Source organism: Gracilibacillus halophilus YIM-C55.5 (genome assembly GCF_000359605.1).
In the GTDB taxonomy this organism is placed as follows: Bacteria; Bacillota; Bacilli; order Bacillales; family Amphibacillaceae; genus Gracilibacillus; species Gracilibacillus halophilus.
This window is the reverse complement of record NZ_APML01000003.1, coordinates 53142-72249: the sequence shown is the minus strand read 5'-3', so window position 1 is coordinate 72249 and position 19108 is coordinate 53142. Positions and strand designations below refer to the sequence as shown.

The window sequence follows — 19108 nt, the reverse complement described above, 5'->3', positions numbered from 1 at the left end:
TGTTAACACATATTCGTCTTCAAGAAAAAATCCGAACGCATGCTCTAACTCACAATGGGCGTTCGGATCTCTATCGTACATGTTATGTCGCTTGATTGTATTGATTGACTTCAAACAGATCAATGAGCTCAATCTCTGGATATTTATCAGCAAACCAACGTAAAGCAAAGTCATTTTTAAAGAGAACGAGAAATTCGCCATCTCGGTCTTTTACCAACATATTACGTTCATCGAATAATGAAGGATCAACTTGTTCTTCTTTCAACCAACGAGGAATGCGATCACCAATCGATTCCAGCATGATTTCGACGTTGTATTCGTTCTTCATTCGATGTTGAAACACTTCATATTGTAATTGACCTACAGCACCGACAATAATTGAATCAGTTGGATACCCGCGGAATAATTGGATCGCCCCTTCTTGCACCAGCTGTTCCAATCCTTTACGAAATTGCTTCGCCTTCATCACATTTTTTGCCGTTACCCGCTGGAAAATCTCAGGCGGGAATTGTGGCAATTCATCATACGCAAAGGTTTGCTTGCCTTCAACTAATGTATCACCAATTCGATATGTTCCAGGATCATACACCCCGATAATATCACCAGGATATGCTTGTTGAACGGTATCACGAGACGAGGCAACGAATTGTTGCGTTTGTCCGAGCTTCATCGATTTCCCCGTACGAGCGAGCTTCACTTGCATGCCACGTGTAAATGTACCCGAACAGACACGAATAAAGGCAACACGATCACGGTGTTGTGGGTTCATATTGGCTTGAATTTTAAACACAAATCCTGAAAACTCTTCACGCTCTGGATGTACGACATCGGTTTCCGTTTTGCGCGGACCAGGGGCAGGAGCAAGATTAATAAATGTATCAAAAAATGTTTGCACACCAAATGGCGCCAGTGCACTACCAAAGAACACGGGCGTCTGTTCTCCTTGTAATACACGATCTAATGAAAATTCATCACCAGCACCTTCTAATAACTCTAATTCATCGATCGTTTCCTGATAGGTAGGATTATCAGTAATGTCTCGATACTTATCTTGTTGCAGTTGATCAAACGGAATATACGTTTCCTCTTCATTGCCATTGTATTGAATAAATTGTTCATGATATCTGTCTAAAATACCAATAAACCTTTTTCCCATTCCGACGGGCCAGTTCATTGGATACGTTTCGATATTCAATACATCTTCAATTTGATCCAGTAATTCGAGTGGTTCTCGACTTTCACGATCAAGCTTGTTGATAAACGTAAAAATCGGAATGCCACGCATCTTACAAACCTTGAACAATTTAATCGTCTGCGCTTCAATCCCTTTTGTCGCATCAATCACCATGACGACACAATCCACAGCTGTTAACGTTCGATACGTATCCTCACTAAAATCTTCGTGACCGGGTGTGTCCAAAATATTTACTCGATACCCTTGATAATCGAAATTCATGACGCTTGAAGTGACGGAAATCCCACGTTGCTTTTCAATTTCCATCCAATCCGATGTGGCGAATTTGCCTGTTTTCTTCCCCTTCACCGTACCAGCTGAGCGAATTAAATTACCGAATAATAATAGTTTCTCAGTAATCGTCGTTTTCCCAGCATCGGGGTGTGAAATAATGGCAAACGTTTTTCGCTTTTGAATCTCTTCTTCCATACTCATGCTTATCCCTACTTTCTACCGCACATATCTTTGACAAAAATAGCAGTTTATGCAACGAAAGTCAATCAAGCCAAATATAGCATCTAAAGAATCATCACGAATAAGTTAACAATTTTAGCGTAATCATGATGATTTCTGTTATAATAAAATGATGTAGCATAACGATGATGTAATGATAGTGTATCGATACAAGGAAGGGATTTTCCATGCAAAAAATTGAAATGAGTGAAGACGGAATTCGTCAACTAACTGGCGATACTTTTTATGAACGAGGCTACGACTATTACAAAAACGGCCGTGTTTATGGCCTGTCCTATAATCCAAATAACCATTCTTGGCGCGGGCTCGTGAAAGGCACCAAAGTATATACCGTTCGTCTCTATCTCGGTGAAGATATGGATGTTGATCCAACGTGTACATGTCCAGCTTATGATAGCTATGGAGCGTGTAAGCATGTGGCTGCTGTTCTCCTATCAGTCACCCAAGATATATCATCACAACGAAGAAGATATGCTGTTGATCAAGGAAATACTGGAGAAACATCCTATGAAACAGATTTATTTGCCAAACAATTATTACACACATTTCGCGATAAAGGAGAAATCCTTGAAGCCCCAAAACCGATTCAATCAAGTTTTACAGTGAAATTAACACAAACCAATAAAAAGACACAATTCGTTTTAACGATTGCCATGAAAGTTGGTGAAAGTCGCCCATACATCGTCCGTGATATTCGCGGGTTTCTTCAAGCGTATAAAAATGGGGAGTCATTTAAGGTGAACCAGTCTTTTTACTATACACCGAACCATTATTATTTCACATCCAATGATCGGATGATGATCGAATGGCTCATGCGTTGCTATGAGCAAGAGAAATTATTCGGCAATCTATATATTCATAAAACAGAATACCCGCGAGAATTATTTATTTCGCCAACCATTAGCAATGAATTGTTAGAAGATGTACAGCATACAGATTATACCTTTCAACACCAAGATAAAACGTATCCGTTGATCGAACTGAAAGAAATGGATGATCAATTATTATTTGAGCTCGATTATACGAATCAAAATATGTTTACGTTTGAAATGACGGATTTGTCGTCCTATCGATTTTTAGACAGCTACCAGTACTTAGTTGAGGAAAATCGTTTCTATCAAATCACATACGAACAGAAAAACGTCTTAGAAAAATTATTCCGTATTCTCCCTTTCCAATCGAAAAAGAAACATTATATTTCGACACCGGAAATGGATTCCTTTATCGAAAATGTCATGCCGCAATTTGAACAAGTAGGTCAGGTTTCCATGACGGATCGCTTAAAGAAGCAAATCAACACATCTCCTTTACAAGCGAAAGTCTATTTGGACGAGGTCGATGAGGCACTACAAGCATCCGTCTCTTTTCAATATGGGGATCATGTATTTTATCCGTTCGCACACCAGCAAACAACGAATCAGCTCGTCAAACGAAATCGAGACAAGGAGAATCAATTAATCGAACGGATGCGTGACATTGGCTTTTTAGAAATGAATCAATCGATGTTTTTATTTGACTATGAAACGATTTATTCGTTTTTACATGAAGATGTCTACTGGTTAGAATCCTATAGTCATGTATATATGTCCAGTGATGTCAAACGTATGCTAGGAGACGATGCCCATCAGCTTCAGTCATCTGTAGAATATAACTCATCGGAGGGAATGCTTGATATTTCGTTTGATGTCGAAGGAATCTCAGATGAATATGTAGCGGAAGTGTTGCAAGCCTTAGTCGAAAAGCAACGATATTACAGAATTCCAAATGGTGCATTGTTGCAATTAGACGGAGAAGGATTTTCTTCATTCCAACAGCTTCATGACAATATTCAATTTTCGAAACAAGAGATTGAAGACGGAAAGGTTGAACTACCAGCTGCGCGGAGTTTTCAAGTTGAAGATGCCTTACAGAGTGATCGTGATACTTTTTCAAACACGTTTCAAACCATGCTCGATCAATTAAAACATCCAGAAGAGTTGGAATTTCCACTTCCTGAGGGACTTGATGCTGAATTGCGTGATTATCAACATACAGGCTATCAATGGATGAAAACATTATCCCATTATCATTTAGGCGGCATTTTGGCAGATGATATGGGGCTTGGTAAGACACTACAAACCATTACGTATTTGTTATCTGACATCCAACATCAAGATTCAACGTATCAAGCATTAGTTGTTGCGCCAGCTTCCCTCGTTTATAACTGGAAAAAGGAAGTCGAAAAGTTTGCACCTCAGTTAACGAGTGGTGTGATCGTCGGACAAAAGAAACAACGGAAACAATTAATCCAAGAACACGAAAATACGAATATTTTAATTACGTCTTACCCAACATTACGGCAAGATCATGAATGGTATGAAGAAAAATCATTTGATTGTTTTATTTTGGATGAAGCACAAGCGATCAAGAATCATTTAACGTTAACGGCCAAAGCGGTGCGAGCGATTCGCGCGAAACAATATTTTGCCTTAAGTGGTACACCGATTGAAAACTCACTCGATGAATTATGGTCGATTTTCCATACGATATCACCTGGCTTATTCGGCAACAAAAAGGAATTCACAAGCCTTGATGCTAACTACATCGCTCGAATTACAAGACCATTTATTTTACGCCGTGTGAAAAAAGATGTATTAGAAGAATTACCAGATAAAATCGAAACCGTGCAATATTCAGAACTAACGAAACAACAAAAAGAAGTCTACATTGGGTATTTGCAACGGATTCAAAACGAAATGGATGAAACAATTGAGCAAAAAGGTTTCGAAAAAGGAAAATTACAGATCCTTGCTGGCTTAACACGTTTGCGCCAAATTTGCTGTCATCCAAGCTTATTTTTAGAAAACTATCAAGGCGAATCAGGCAAACTCAATCAGCTGTTAGAATTAACAGACGATCTGCAAGCACAAGGAAAACGAACGCTTATTTTCTCTCAATTTTCAAGTATGCTTCAAATTATTTACCAAGCGTTAGAAGCACAAGGTTATCCTGCTTTTTATTTAGATGGTTCTACGCCTACCGAAAAACGTATGGAAATGGTCGAAGCATTTAATCAAGGGGAAAAAGGCTTTTTCCTTATCTCGTTAAAAGCAGGCGGTACGGGGCTAAACCTAACAGGCGCAGATACGGTGATTTTATATGATTTATGGTGGAACCCTGCTGTTGAAGAGCAAGCAGCTGGAAGAGCCCACCGTATTGGGCAAGAAAAAGCTGTCCAAGTTATACGTTTAATTACAGAAGGAACAATTGAAGAAAAAATATATCACTTGCAACAGCAAAAGCGTGAGTTAGTCGATCAAATCATTCAACCAGGCGAAACATTATTATCTAAGCTATCCGAAGCAGAAATCCGCGAATTGCTAGAATTTTAAAACATCATTCGCGAGTGTAGACCGAAGTTGAGAATAAATTTGCGAAAGCCGAGAATAAAACCGCGAAAGTTAAGAATAAAAAATAGAAAAGAAAAACCGGAACTTTATCAAAACGACGTCGATAGAGTTCCGGTTACAATAATTATATAGATGAAGTTTCTACTTTTTGTTCATCAACAGAAATCGATTCATTTTTCAAAAATAATACGCCTAATTCATGATGCTCCCCTTCATATAACGAACGTTCAGCAAAACGTATTTCCCCGGAAATATTTTTAATTTGCAATTTGCCATATGTTCGATTTTGTTGCAATGCTTGATAAAAACTGCTTTCATCATGAATGGGTTGTCCATTCACTTTCATAATTCGCTCCCCTGGTTCTAACTCAAAATCCTCAGCTGGGGTATTGGGTAAAACATCAAGTACGAGTAACCCTTCACCTCCAGGCTGAAAATAACGCACATTTTTCCTATCCAGATATCGGAACCGTAACGAAATCATGATACGACCGATAAAGGCAATCGCTACTGCAACATAAATAAGCGGCTGATAAACAAAAGCACCTGCACTACATGCCAATATGAGTACCGCTAGTCCAATGATTCGCTTCCCAATCCATGTTCTACCTTCTTTCGGTAACATACTGCGAAAAACGTGCTCAGTACCTATTAGAAATGGCACGATCATAAGACCATAAGAGTCACCATTCACTTGCCAGATAGGCCACCACTCAGCAAACGATTCAATCGCACCAGCAGGAACAAGTGTAAAAAATGGAACGATCGCTAAACGTTTCACTCGTTGCTGTCCGACATGCTTTCCCCGTTTACTACGTATTTGCTCCGGAAAATCATTCGATCCCTTTTTATGTAAAAGAAGCCAACTTTCTACAAACAAAAATACACCAATGAGTAACGAAATCGAAATCAGTGATATGGATTGAAATACATCGAGACCTTCCCATTCAAACCATTCAATGATAGTAGGATGCAATATCATAATTAAAAAGAAAACGCCTAACGTATAACTTGGTGATAACAATCCAAATTGATTTGCTAATGATAACAAAATAAATATCGATGACAATAGAATGGCTAACGGATAAGAAAAGGTGATACCCAATAATACACAAAGTATTGATAATATAAGTCCAGCGACCAGCGAAAGAAACACCGTATGTCCTGCTTCGATCAATGGTTGCTTTACTTTAACACCGAATTGCTTGCGATCATTTTTCCTGCGAAGATATGCAGAAACAATCAATAATAGAATAAACCAATACAGTGTTGGTTGCGCCAATCCTCTTCCGATCGCTCTAATGAATTCAATCAACCAATCCATGACGTCTCTCCTTCCATTATCAAATCCGATACAAAAACTCTTATGATTTCTATTATGATTTAAAAAGCAAGTTTTGACTACCCTTTTGGATAAAATATAGCAAGAAACTCTTTTATTTGCTTATTTTGCTACAAAAAATCCGCAGTAACGAATGCTACTGCGAATTTTTTATACCTATTCACTAATCACTTGTAAAGCTCTTTCTAATTGCTGGTCATCTTCTCCACTTTGAATGTTTTCCATTATTCTAGTTTGTAACGAATCAGCTGTTGCCTGATCGACTGCTCCTGTTACTTCTAAATCATTGGCTGTTTGGAATTCTTCAACGGCTGCTCTTGTTTGTTCACTAAAATAACCGTCAGTGCGTCCTGGGTCATAACCTAAACCAGCTAACATTTGTTGCACATTCGCAATTTTTGAATCACTTTGGTCAAACGCCAATGATTCGTCTTCGATTTGCACTGGATTCGTATAATAATATTCGGGTTGCTTTTGTTTAACGGTTGGTTGAACACCTTTTTCATGTATCCAGTTACCTTCTGGTGATAACCATTTAAAACGTGTCAGTTTAATCGTACTTTCTTCACCTAAAGGAAGCGGCTGTTGCACGGTACCCTTACCAAAGGAAGTTGTCCCCACTACTTCTGCTCCGACCGCCTCTTTTAAAGACACAGCCAAAATTTCTGAAGCAGATGCACTACCTTCATTAATCAGAGTCACAATTGGATAGTCTTTCGTATCTGTTAAATTGCTAAATTGTCGTTGCTTCTTACCGTTCGGATATTCGATTTGTAAATATGGTGTATCTTGAGGAACAAATTGTTTTAAAATTTCTTCCACAGCTGTTAATACACCACCAGGATTTCCTCGAACATCTATTACTAAACCGTCAATACCTTGTTCTTCCAAATCGCTCAGTGCATTTTTAAAGTCTTCGGCCGTTGTTTCGGAAAATGAAGTTAACTCAATCACCCCAACCAATTTGCCGTTCACTTCTTCCGTACGAGGATAGACAGTTTCTAACGGAATCGAATCTCGAGTGATATCAACTTCCAACACTTCTTCTACGCCAGGTCGTCTTACTTCCAATACAACTTCCGAACCTTTTTCACCACGAATTTCGTTGACAGCTTCTTGCAAACTATAGCCATCTAAACTTTCTCCATCAACCGATAAAATCTGATCGTTCGGTTTCAGCCCAGCTTCTTCAGCTGGTGAGTCTTTAATCGGCGCCACAATCGTCACATTCCCATCCTTCATAGAAACTTCTGCTCCGATACCCTCAAATGAAGACTCAATTTGTTGATTAAATTTTTCCATTGTTTCAGCATCCATATACGTGCTATACGGATCATCAAGCGATTGAAGCATTCCTTCGATTGCACCTTCAATTAATTGTTGATCGCCAACATCTTCTACATAATTTTCTTGGATGGTCGAAAAGGCATTCACAACTTTATTCATTTTGCCAAAATTTTCTTCCAATGTTTCTTGATTATTTTCTAATTGTGATAACAATTCCTCTTCTGAGCTTACAATTCCATCATTCGATGTAGATTGAAACGTTTGATAAAGTTTCAAACCACCATACGTTCCGCCTGCACCAACTGCTATAGCTAGTACCAACAAAATCGCTATGTATCTTTTTCTAATCGTCATACATCCACCCCAAGTATTCTTTCAAATTAAATTGTTCATTACTATATATTATGAACGTTTAAAAAAGACATCACAAGTTTTTTGTTGTGATGTCTTTTGAGAATTAAGGTAAATAATTAATTGGATTTACAGCTCCGTGATAACTCCATTCGCCTTCATGCACTTCAAAATGTAGATGACTTCCATAAGAGTTACCTGTGTTACCCATTGCACCAATATATTGTCTTTACGATACATTTTCACCTAGGGAAACACTTCTTGAATTTAAATGTGCATATACTGTTGTTATATTCATATCCATATGATAAATATAAATAACATTACCATAGCTAGATGAATACTCCGATCTTGTAACCACTCCCGATGCAGCAGCATTTATTGCTGTGCCAGTACCGTTAGCGATATCCAACCCATAGTGAAATCCGCCACCATTAAAATCACGGTATCCATAATTAGACGTTCTTGAACCTTTTGTTGGCCAAATAAGGCTATCATTACCGCCAGTGGATTCTGAATTAGAGTTATTAGAATGTTGCTCAACCTTTTGTTTTTTCTCTTGTATTGCTTGAGCAATTACTTTTTCTTGATTATCTAATGTCCTTTGTTGTTCTGCTAACGACATCTTATGCTGATGCAGTTCTTCTTCTTGTGACTCAAGACTTGCTAACATAGATTCTTTTTCTTGCATTTGTTGATTTAACGTCGCTTTCAACTGATTAATTTCTTGTTGCTGAGCGACGAGTGAAGACCGTTGACTTTCAAGATCTGCCTTTCTTTCATCCAATGTTGCTTTCTCTTCTTCCACTTGTTCTTTATTTGCTTGTACAGTTTGTTTATTTTCTTCTAGTTTCTTTTTATCCGCCTGTTGTGCTTCCATAATACTTTTGTCCTGATCCATAACTTTATTTACAGCTGTCGCGCGGTTAATAAAGTCACCTAAACTTTCCGCACCTAAAATAATTTCTAAGTAATTAATTTCCCCACCATTATGTTGTATCGAACGCAGACGATCTTTCAGAAGTTGATCACGTTCTTCAATCTTTTTTTCTAGTTCTTTAATTTCGTCTTGTAATTGCTCAATTTCGTCTTGTAGATCTTCAATTTTTTGTTCTTTCTCTTCAATTTCGGATTCTGTTTCCGCTATTTGTTGATTGGTTTGGTCAATTTCCGCCTGTTTTGCTTCCAATTTTTCTTTCGTTTCCGTTAAATCTTGATCAATAGATTCTATTTCACTAGAAGTTTCATCTTGTTGTTCTTGATTTTCTTCTATTTTTTGTTCCGTTTCACTTAAGCTGTCATCAAGCTCTTCACTTTCTTCATTGAGTTTTTCTTGTTTCTCTTTCAATTCACTTAAAGATTCAGCATAAATACTTGTCCCTAAAAAAAGTAACGAAAAAACTAAAACGATAATCACTATGAACTTCTTTTTCATCGACCTACCCCTCTCAAGCAGTCTTTTTTCTATTATCGGATGATTTACTAAACTTTTAAGAATTTACGCACACTCATGACACTTCCCCAAACTCCAATGGCAGCACCAATTCCGATTATCAAACCTGATACTTGCCAAGCAAATGGAGTAAATGGCAGTAATTGAACAAAACTGAATTGTTCAAATATAACGACATTATGCGTTAAATAATAGTAGCCAAATAACGTGAGTGCGACCGGTATGATACTTCCCAATACACCAAGTATCAATCCTTCAACAAAAAATGGCCAACGTATAAAACCATTGGTTGCTCCAACTAATTTCATAATATTAATCTCTTTTTTGCGAGCCATAATGGTAATTTTAATTGTATTTGAAATTAGGAATATCGCAGTAAATATTAAAGCAACGATTAAAATCAATCCTATATTTCTCGCATAATCATTAAATGTAAAGAGTCGGTCAACATAATCTTCACCATATTCTACTTTATCTACTGCGTTTAATGTTCCAATTTCATTAGCCACTTTTGCGGTATTAGCCGGGTCAGCCGCCTTAACGACAAATACATCATTGAGCGGGTTACTCTGTTGATACATTTCCCAGGCTTCTCCCTGTTCACCCATGCTCTCGATTAAACTTTCCAACTCTTCTTCTTTGGTTCGAAATTCAACTGTTCCCACTTCATCAATGCTACGAATATTTTCTTCTAACTGATTGACTTCAGACTGTTCTGCTGTCAAATCAATCATTGTTTTAATCTGTACATCTTCTTCTAACTGCTCGGCGACATGATTTAAATTAAACATTAATATTAGAAATGTACCGACTAAAATGAGTGTCGTCGTTACAGCGCCAACAGAGGCAATTGTCATCCAGCTATTGCGCCATGTATTTCTTGTACCTTCTTTCATATGTCTTTTTAATGTACTAAGCTTCATATCCATACTCTCCTCGATGCTCATCACGAACGATCAGCCCATCTTCTATCGCAATAACACGTTTCTTTATGGCATTGACGATTTCTCTACTATGTGTCGCCATAATTACAGTCGTCCCTGTGTTGTTAATTTCCTCTAAAATTCGCATAATTTCCCATGATGTTTCAGGATCTAAATTTCCAGTTGGTTCATCAGCGATTAATAGTTGCGGTCGATTCGCGATGGCACGAGCAATTGCTACCCGTTGCTGTTCACCACCTGATAGTTCATCTGGAATAAATCGCGCTTTATTTTTCAGTCCAACTAAATCTAGTACTTCCATCACTCGTCTACGAATACTTTTTGGCGATTCTTCTATTACTTCTAAAGCAAATGAAATATTTTCATAGACTGTTAGACGTGGTAATAACCGAAAGTCTTGATACACCATGCCAACATCACGACGTAAATAAGGAATTTCCTTCATTTTTAGATTCGATAAGTCTTTGTTATTAACAATAATTCTTCCTCGATCAGGAACTTCCTCTCGAAGCAACATTTTAGAAAATGTCGATTTTCCTGCCCCGCTCGGGCCCACTATGTAGACAAATTCTCCTTGTTCAATCGTTACATTTATACCATTCAGGGCAACCACCCCATTCGGATAAGTCATATAAATATCCTGCATATCTATCATAATATAATCACCTTTTATTAAAATTATATGTCATTTGTTGCATCTATTTGACGATTAATCAAATCTCATCGTTTATCCTTCTCTATTATAACATCATTTTCAGATTTTTTTAGACAAAATAATATTACATTTTGATTTCAAACATATATTCTATTCCCTTTTTTGTAAAATTTATCAATATCACACGTATATTGCAACATTATTTTTTGAATCCTTCGCCTAACACTTCAGTTGCATTCATCGTTACCATAAATGCATGAGGATCAATAGACTTAATCAATTGGGTAGTTTTACTAAATTCGTTTTGTTGGACGACGCACATTAAAATTTTCCGATTTTCCTCTGTGAATCCCCCGCTACCGTGAAGCACTGTAACGCCTCTATCAATATCTTTCAACAAAATTCGACGAACTTGCTCAGGATGTTCTGTAATAATCATCATATTTTTCGATGTATTGAAACCGACTTGCACAAAATCAATCGTCCGACTTGTTATAAATAAACTTATTAAAGCGTATAATCCTTGTTCGACCGAAAAGACAAAAGTCGCCGTCATGACAATCATCCCGTCAAAAATCGCTAAACAAACACCTAAAGGTAAAGCCGTATATTTATGTACAATTTGTGCTGCTAAGTCCATTCCACCCGTTGATGCCTTTCCTCGAAACACGATACCAAGACCAATGCCTACGATCATTCCACCAAATATCGACGCGAGCAAAGGGTCTGATGTTGCTTGCTGTAACTGGCGCGTCAAATAAACAAACAGCGGCAAAACTGAAGTGCTACTAGCGTTTTCGCACCAAAGTTTTTTCCGAGAATCCAAACACCAGCGAAAAAGAGCGGAATGTTCATCGCCCATTGTACCATCGATGGTTCCCAATCAAATAGTGCTTTTGTAATTGTACTGACACCAGCAACACCACCTGAGGCAATTTCATTCGGTAACAAAAAAAGATTAAAAGCCAATGCAACAAAAAGCGCTCCAATCAGGACATAAGAATAGTCGATTCCTTGGCGTAATAGAGGTGGCATCGGTTCTCTTCGATATTTTTTTATCATATATTTTCACTCCTTCAATCTTCGATGGATCAACTTCTAGACATGAAAAACGAGCAAAAAGCAATCACTTTTTGCTCGCCTCTTATTAATTATCCATAGTTGCTCGTAAATATGCGTCAATAAACGAATCAATTGCTCCATCCATGACTTCGTGTGTCTTGGCGGTTTCAAAATCCGTACGGTGATCTTTCACCATCGCATATGGATGGAACACATAGGAACGAATTTGGCTTCCCCAACCGATTTCTTTCTGTTCCCCTCGAATGTCATCCATTTCTTGTTTCTGCTTTTCTAGTTCTAATTGATATAACTTCGCTTTTAACATTTTCATCGCTTGCTCACGATTTTTTAATTGCGAACGCTCTGATTGACAAGTGACGACAGTCCCGGTTGGATGATGCGTAATTCGGACAGCTGAGTCTGTGGTATTGACGTGTTGACCTCCTGCGCCACTCGCGCGATACGTATCCATCTTAATATCCTCTGAACGAACTTCAATATCAATATCATCATCGATTTCTGGTGTGACTTCACAAGAAGCAAATGATGTATGTCGTCTGCCTGATGAATCAAAGGGTGAAATGCGGACTAAACGATGGATACCTTTTTCTGCTTTTAAATAACCGTATGCATTGTGCCCTTTAATTAACAAAGTCACACTTTTGATGCCTGCTTCGTCACCTGGTAAATAGTCTAATGTATCTACTTTAAATCCTTTTGCTTCAGCCAGCGTGTGTACATCCGTAATAACATATTCGCCCAATCTTGTGACTCTGTTCCACCAGCTCCTGGGTGTAATTCTAAAATGGCATTGTTTTGATCATAAGGGTCACTTAGCAAAATGTATAATTCAAATTCGTTTAAAGCATCACTTAACGCTTTGACTTCTTCTTCTAAATCAGATCGCAATTCTTCATCATTTTCTTCCTTCACTAATTCATAGGAAACTTCAGCATTTTCTAACTTTTCTTTATTACGGTCATACGTTTCAACGAGTTGTTTTAGACCATTTGCTTCATTTATGACTTTTTGCGCAACATCTGGATCGTCCCAAAAGGATGGGTCAGTCATTTGTTCTTCCAATTCCGCAATGCGGGCTCTTTTCGTTTCTAAGTCAAAGAGACCCCCTAAAGTCCGCGATTCGCTTCGCCATTTTGTCAATTTCTTGTTTGATTTCCGTTAAATCCATCGTATCACCTTCTAACTATTTTCTCCGTTCGCTACTTGAATCAATCCATACTTTTACCTACCGTGGCAATGCTTGTATTTCTTGCCACTACCGCAAGGACATGGATCATTACGCCCAACATTTTGCGATTTTACGTATGGTGTCTTCGTTTTTTTCTTTTGCTGATCCTGATTACCAGATACGGCTTGTGTGTCTTTCACTACTGCCTCACGTTGTAAGTTTTCTCGAATTTGTGCCTTCATGACGTAGCGGGCCACTTCTTCATTAATCGAGGCAATCATTCTTCAAACATCGAGAAGCCTTCCATTTGATATTCTCGAAGTGGATCGTTCTGCCCATAGGCACGTAAATGAATCCCTTGTCGCAGTTGATCCATTTGATCGATATGATCCATCCATTTTGTATCAACGGTACGTAACAGAATGACTTTTTCAAATTCACGCATTTGTTCTGGGGTTAGCTCTTCTTCTTTTTGATCATATTTTTGTGTAATTTTCTCCATGATCCAGTCTTTCATTTCATCTGGCTCTTTACCTTTGAGGTCATCTTCGGCTATCCAATCGGACTCCAGTAGATTGGCATGGAGATATTCAACTAGACCAGAAAGATTCCAATTTTCTTCCTCTTCATCCGATGTAAAACGATCCACCGTTTGATTCACAGTAGATTCAATCATCCTTCAATAATTTCACGGATGTTATCAGAATCAATCACTTCAAATCGTTGCTTATAAATGATTTCACGCTGTTGTCGTAGTACATCATCATAAGACAAAATCGTTTTACGAGCATCAAAGTTATTTCCTTCGACTCTTTTTTGCGCTGATTCTACGGCACGAGACACCATTTTACTTTCAATGGGTTGGTCATCATCCATACCGAGACGCTCCATCATCGATCTCATATTATCCGAACCGAATCGGCGCATTAATTCATCTTCCATCGATAAATAAAATTGGGTTACCCCTGGATCACCTTGACGTCCCGAACGACCACGTAATTGATTATCAATGCGTCGTGATTCGTGTCTTTCCGTACCAATCACCGCTAAACCACCGAGTTCTGTCACGCCATCGCCGAGTTTAATATCTGTACCACGACCAGCCATGTTCGTTGCGATCGTAACTGCTCCTCTTTGTCCAGCATTTTCAATGATTTCTGCTTCGCGATAATGGTTTTTCGCATTTAAAACATTATGTGGAATGCCTTCACTTTTTAACATTTTTGCGATTAATTCTGACGTTTCGACGGCCACTGTACCGACTAAAACGGGTTGACCTTTAAGATGTCGTAGTTTAATTTCTTCTGCTACCGCTTTAAATTTACCATTCATCGTTTTGTAAATCAGATCCGCATGATCCTCCCGTATGATAGGTTTATTTGTCGGTATCGCAATTACATCCATCGCATAAATATTGCTAAATTCCTCTTCCTCTGTTTTCGCAGTACCTGTCATACCTGCTAATTTTTCATACATTCGGAAGTAGTTTTGAAACGTGATCGAAGCCAGCGTCATACTTTCTTTTTGAATCTGTAAGCCTTCTTTCGCTTCGATCGCTTGGTGTAAACCATCACTATAACGGCGCCCTTTCATCAAACGGCCCGTAAATTGATCAACGATAACAACTTGTCCTTCATCCACCACATAATCAGTGTCACGATGCATTGTAACATGAGCTTTTAACGCTTGATTAATATGGTGCATCAGCGTCACATGGTTTAGATCAAACAAATTTTCAACTTGGAAAAAGCGCTCCGCCTTATTCATGCCTTCTTCGGTTAATTGCACGCCTTTCGATTTTTCATCAAACGTGTAATCCTCTTCGTTTTTCAACGTCCGCACAAATGCGTTGGCTTGTTGATAGAGGTTTGCCGACTTTTGAGCCGTTCCCGAAATAATTAATGGCGTTCGCGCTTCATCAATTAAGATGGAGTCCACCTCGTCAATGATCGCAAAGTGAAGTGGACGCTGCACCATTTGTTCTTTGTATAACACCATATTATCTCGCAAATAATCAAAACCATATTCGTTGTTGGTACCATACGTAATATCAGCGGCATAGGCTTCGCGTTTTTCTTCCTTTGACATGCCGTTTTTGTTAAGTCCAACGGTGAGCCCTAAAAATTGATAGAGTTTACCCATATCATGAGCGTCACGTTCTGCTAAATAATCATTGACAGTAATAATGTGTACACCTTTTCCAGTGAGTGCATTCAAATATGCGGGCATGGTAGAAGCTAATGTTTTCCCTTCCCCTGTTTTCATCTCCGCAATATTTCCTCGGTGCATCGCGACTGCCCCTATTAATTGGACGGGGAATGGGCGAAGGTTTAAAACACGTCTTGCTCCTTCACGAACAACCGCATAAGCTTCGACTAATAAATCATCTAATGACTCTCCATTTTGATATCGTTGCTTAAAATCCTCCGTTTTATCTTTTAATGCCTGATCCGATAACTTTTCATATTCTGGTTCTAATGCTTCAATTTGATCCGTTACTTTTTGTATTGATTTTAACTCTTTTTGGTTTCCATCCCCAAAGACTTTCTTCAATAATTCACGCATGCTTGACGCTCCTCTTTATTATAAAAATCAACAGTTATCTCATTGTAGTATCCATTCATTATCATAACACTAGCTTGATAAAAATTACAAGAAACGCAAAAGGAGGAGGGTGGAAGTAGCTCCTTCAATGAACTACTTCCAAGTTGTGAGTGAATGTGAGAAGGAAGTGGTGTGCAATGATTCACTCGTGAGGTCACAACCTAGTTATAGCATGCACCGCTTCATATGAGAAATAGCGAACATCTCATTTTCATAGCCATCGAATATATAAAAATTAAGAGAATATCATTAGAAAAAACTGTTTTTCTGTTAGTTAGGAAGCGGAATTGAGATTTTTTGTCCCGTTTGATGAAAATTTAATTCGCATGAAACAAAGTCGAGAATAAATGTGCGGAAGTTGAGAATAAAACATCCGAAATTGAGAATAAATCGCCCAAACTCGAGAATAAATATACGAAAGTTGAGAATAAATCGCCCAAACTTGAGAATAAATGGCGAAAATTAAGGAGACCACGCGACGCATGATCTCCCTTTTGATTAAGTATTGATTTAGCTCGGTTCGATCAGACCGTAGCGGCCATCTCGACGTTTATAGACAACATTGGTTGTGCCTGTATCAGCATTGGTGAAAACGAAGAATGCGTGCCCAAGCATATCCATTTGCAATACAGCCTCTTCAGAATCCATTGGTTTTAAATCAAATCGTTTCGTACGTACAATTTCAATATCACTATCATCTTCTACTTCTTGTTGCTGTTGTGCAATTGCTTCTTTTTCCATTTCCGCAAACACATGCTTCGCTGCTCCTTGATGGCGGAACTTACGATTTACTTTTGTTTTATGTTTCCGGATTTGACGTTCGAGTTTATCAACGACGAGATCAATCGCAGCATATAGATCCATATGTTGTTCCTCAGCACGCAACAATAAATTTGTCATCGGAATCGTTACTTCGATCTGTTGCTCGTCATTATAGACACTTATATTGACATTCACATCAGATGTTGGTGGAGTATCAAAATAGCGTTCTAACTTACCTATTTTCTTCTCAACATAATTTCGTATTGCATTGGTGACTTCTACATTTTCTCCACGGATGTTATACCTCATACAAAGTGTCCTCCTTTCAAACTATCAAGCTATAGGAAATAGCTTATATAATAATAATACCACAAATAAATTGAATTAAACGAGTAAAAAGTCAATATTTTCAGAAAATTTTTAATATAATCTTTATGTTCTTTACAAAAACTCAATATTCCCTAGGCCTAATGTATGATATAATAATAGAAATTGAATGAAAGGAGTATTCACATTGAACTTACAATCCCCGCACAAGCCTCTTTACCTTCTGCAGTTAGAAGCATTGCTGAACCGCTTACCAGACCACAATCGCTCAGAAAAATTGGAGTCAACATACAGGAGACAATTAGCTGGTTTTATTGGTGAATCCTCACTCCCTTTTCACTTTGAAAACTTAAATACAAATGCATCTCATCTTGAATTATATGGTCTTCGTCTTCCTTATAAACATCATTTCTTTCAAATCGATTGCTTGTCGTTATGGCAACATATTCTCTTTCATTTTGAAGTCAAACATTTGAAAGGAAAACTAGATTTTAATCAGTCCGGGCAACTTATTCAAATCAACGAGAATGGACAAGAAGAAGTTTATGATGATCCCATCTTACAAGCACAATACCAAAAACAAAAACTACAACAATTTCTTCAGCAACATGGTTTTCCTCACATTCCGATCAAAACATTGATTTTGTTTACCCATCCAAAGGCCAATCTTCAATTTGATCACCCGATGGCATTACCTATCCAACAATTTTCTCATTCGATTCAACAAGTCTTAGAGACAAGCTCATCTCCTCATATCAAACGTCCACAATTATTTGAAATCGGATATTTTTTAAAAAATCAGCATACGGAGCGTTTCGTAGATGTAATTGAACAATCTGGAATAAGCAAAAGAAAAATAAAGCGCGGCGTATATTGTCAACATTGCCGACATGTGAAAATGGTACGCATCTATGGCACGTGGCAATGTCCCGCATGCAAACGAAAAGATAAATATGCCCATATACCTGCGCTACGCGAATGTGTATTATTATTCGGACCATACCTCACCAATCGTCAAGTGCGATATTTTTTAGAAATTGAATCTATTCACTTGGCCACCCGATTATTAAAGCAATTCAACACGCCCGCTTTCGGCTGGAAAAAAGATCGCGTCTATGATTTTCGTCATTTACTTGAATCATGATTTATTCTCAACTTTTGTACTTTTATTCTCGACTTTGGATGATTTATTCTCAACTTTTGCGATTTTATTCTCAACTTCACGATCTATCATAAAAAAAAGCGAGTTTTTCCGTAAAATGGAAAATACTCACTTTCTCGAATCTAAAAATGTGCCATCATATGTGGCGACATTTTTGTATGGATTCATATACTGAGGGGTCGATTTTTGCTGTTTCTTCGTATTTTGCAAATCAGTTTTAATTCGTTTGAATAAACGGTTCAATTTTTTATCAAGTTGTTGGTCCAACTGATAGATTTCTTCTGAGAGTGCTCGCTCATCTTGTGTAAAAGGTGGCTGAATTAAATCGGTCACCTCTTGTCTTTCTTGTAATAAACGATTGATTTCCTCGATCAAATCGTCTCTCTTATCACTTTCAGGATACTGATCAAATAAGTCAAGCATTTCCTTCGTAAGCTGATAATACGTATCGATATGATTCATTAGGCATTCGTTCCTTGTCCATAGGTACGTTTGCGCTCTTGTTTAATCACTTCTTTCCACGTATCTCGAAAATCGACAACTATATCTTCAGCTTCTTGTAAGGCTTCTTTATTATTATTTACATTCCCCTGTGTTAAATTATAATGAACAAAATCGTATAAAGGCATAATTTCTTGTGCAATCGGAGCATCTTGATCCAACGTTACCATTAATTCGCGAATAATATTTTGCGCGCGTTGAATATAGTTATTCCGATCCTGAATATTTCCTTCATCAATTGCTTTTTTTGCTTGTTTAATAAATTTAATACAACCATTATATAACATTAATGTCAGCTCACTTGGTGAAGCTGTTTCGACTGAGTTGTTTTGATATGCTTGATATTGTTGATAACTCATCGGCGATTCTCCT

General features: G+C 37.9%; 11 protein-coding genes and 4 pseudogenes. 2 read left to right on the top strand and 13 right to left on the bottom strand.

All coding sequences use genetic code 11. From position 1 onward, the window contains the following. Nucleotides 1–82: 82 nt before the first annotated feature. A complete protein-coding gene (locus J416_RS00525) occupies nucleotides 83–1669 on the bottom strand; it encodes a peptide chain release factor 3 (RefSeq protein ID WP_003462687.1) in 1587 nt (528 codons plus the stop codon). Between the two features lie 206 nt (nucleotides 1670–1875). Here J416_RS00525 and J416_RS00520 point away from each other — a divergent pair, with 206 nt between their 5' ends. Continuing rightward, a complete protein-coding gene (locus tag J416_RS00520; protein ID WP_003462685.1) occupies nucleotides 1876–5079 on the top strand; it encodes a DEAD/DEAH box helicase in 3204 nt (1067 codons plus the stop codon). A 142-nt stretch (nucleotides 5080–5221) separates the two neighbouring features. On the opposite strand, the gene J416_RS00515 is transcribed toward J416_RS00520, so the two are convergent. The 10 genes and pseudogenes from J416_RS00515 to hpf form a co-directional block, all read right to left on the bottom strand. Next, nucleotides 5222–6421 carry a PDZ domain-containing protein gene (locus J416_RS00515; RefSeq protein WP_003462682.1) on the bottom strand — a complete coding sequence of 400 codons (1200 nt, stop codon included), beginning with the start codon at nucleotides 6419–6421 and terminating at the stop codon, nucleotides 5222–5224. Between the two features lie 174 nt (nucleotides 6422–6595). Beyond that, nucleotides 6596–8080 (bottom strand): S41 family peptidase, encoded by a 1485-nt coding sequence (locus J416_RS00510; RefSeq protein WP_003462679.1) that lies wholly within the window; start codon nucleotides 8078–8080, stop codon nucleotides 6596–6598. A gap of 103 nt (nucleotides 8081–8183) precedes the next feature. After that, a pseudogene (locus J416_RS16495) lies at nucleotides 8184–9512 on the bottom strand (murein hydrolase activator EnvC family protein). A gap of 47 nt (nucleotides 9513–9559) precedes the next feature. Then, on the bottom strand, nucleotides 9560–10453 hold the full coding sequence (gene ftsX / locus J416_RS00500) for a permease-like cell division protein FtsX (RefSeq protein WP_003462674.1): 894 nt from the start codon (nucleotides 10451–10453) through the stop codon (nucleotides 9560–9562). After that, nucleotides 10443–11129, bottom strand: coding sequence for a cell division ATP-binding protein FtsE (ftsE, locus tag J416_RS00495; RefSeq protein ID WP_003462671.1), 687 nt, complete (start codon nucleotides 11127–11129; stop codon nucleotides 10443–10445). The genes ftsX and ftsE overlap by 11 nt, the downstream gene beginning before the upstream one ends. A 199-nt stretch (nucleotides 11130–11328) precedes the next feature. Further along, nucleotides 11329–11451, bottom strand: coding sequence for a DUF2179 domain-containing protein (locus tag J416_RS16080; protein WP_240407230.1), 123 nt, complete (start codon nucleotides 11449–11451; stop codon nucleotides 11329–11331). A gap of 141 nt (nucleotides 11452–11592) precedes the next feature. Next, nucleotides 11593–12164: pseudogene (locus J416_RS00490) on the bottom strand (YitT family protein); the annotation flags it as partial. A 112-nt stretch (nucleotides 12165–12276) separates the two neighbouring features. After that, nucleotides 12277–13380: pseudogene (prfB, locus tag J416_RS00485) on the bottom strand (peptide chain release factor 2). A 53-nt stretch (nucleotides 13381–13433) separates the two neighbouring features. Further along, nucleotides 13434–15945: pseudogene (secA, locus tag J416_RS00480) on the bottom strand (preprotein translocase subunit SecA). A 549-nt stretch (nucleotides 15946–16494) separates the two neighbouring features. Further along, entirely contained in the window at nucleotides 16495–17055 is a 561-nt protein-coding gene (gene hpf, locus J416_RS00475) for a ribosome hibernation-promoting factor, HPF/YfiA family (protein ID WP_003462662.1), read from the bottom strand. A gap of 205 nt (nucleotides 17056–17260) precedes the next feature. Between hpf and J416_RS00470 the strand changes: the two genes are divergently transcribed. Next, nucleotides 17261–18217 carry a nuclease-related domain-containing protein gene (locus J416_RS00470; RefSeq protein ID WP_003462659.1) on the top strand — a complete coding sequence of 319 codons (957 nt, stop codon included), beginning with the start codon at nucleotides 17261–17263 and terminating at the stop codon, nucleotides 18215–18217. A gap of 126 nt (nucleotides 18218–18343) precedes the next feature. Here the strand turns inward: J416_RS00470 and fliT are convergent, their stop codons facing one another. Both fliT and fliS read right to left on the bottom strand, forming a co-directional pair. Next, nucleotides 18344–18697 carry a flagellar protein FliT gene (gene fliT / locus J416_RS00465; protein ID WP_003462656.1) on the bottom strand — a complete coding sequence of 118 codons (354 nt, stop codon included), beginning with the start codon at nucleotides 18695–18697 and terminating at the stop codon, nucleotides 18344–18346. After that, a complete protein-coding gene (gene fliS, locus J416_RS00460) occupies nucleotides 18697–19095 on the bottom strand; it encodes a flagellar export chaperone FliS (RefSeq protein WP_003462653.1) in 399 nt (132 codons plus the stop codon). Before fliS ends, fliT begins: the two co-directional genes overlap by 1 nt. Between the last annotated feature and the right edge of the window lie 13 nt (nucleotides 19096–19108).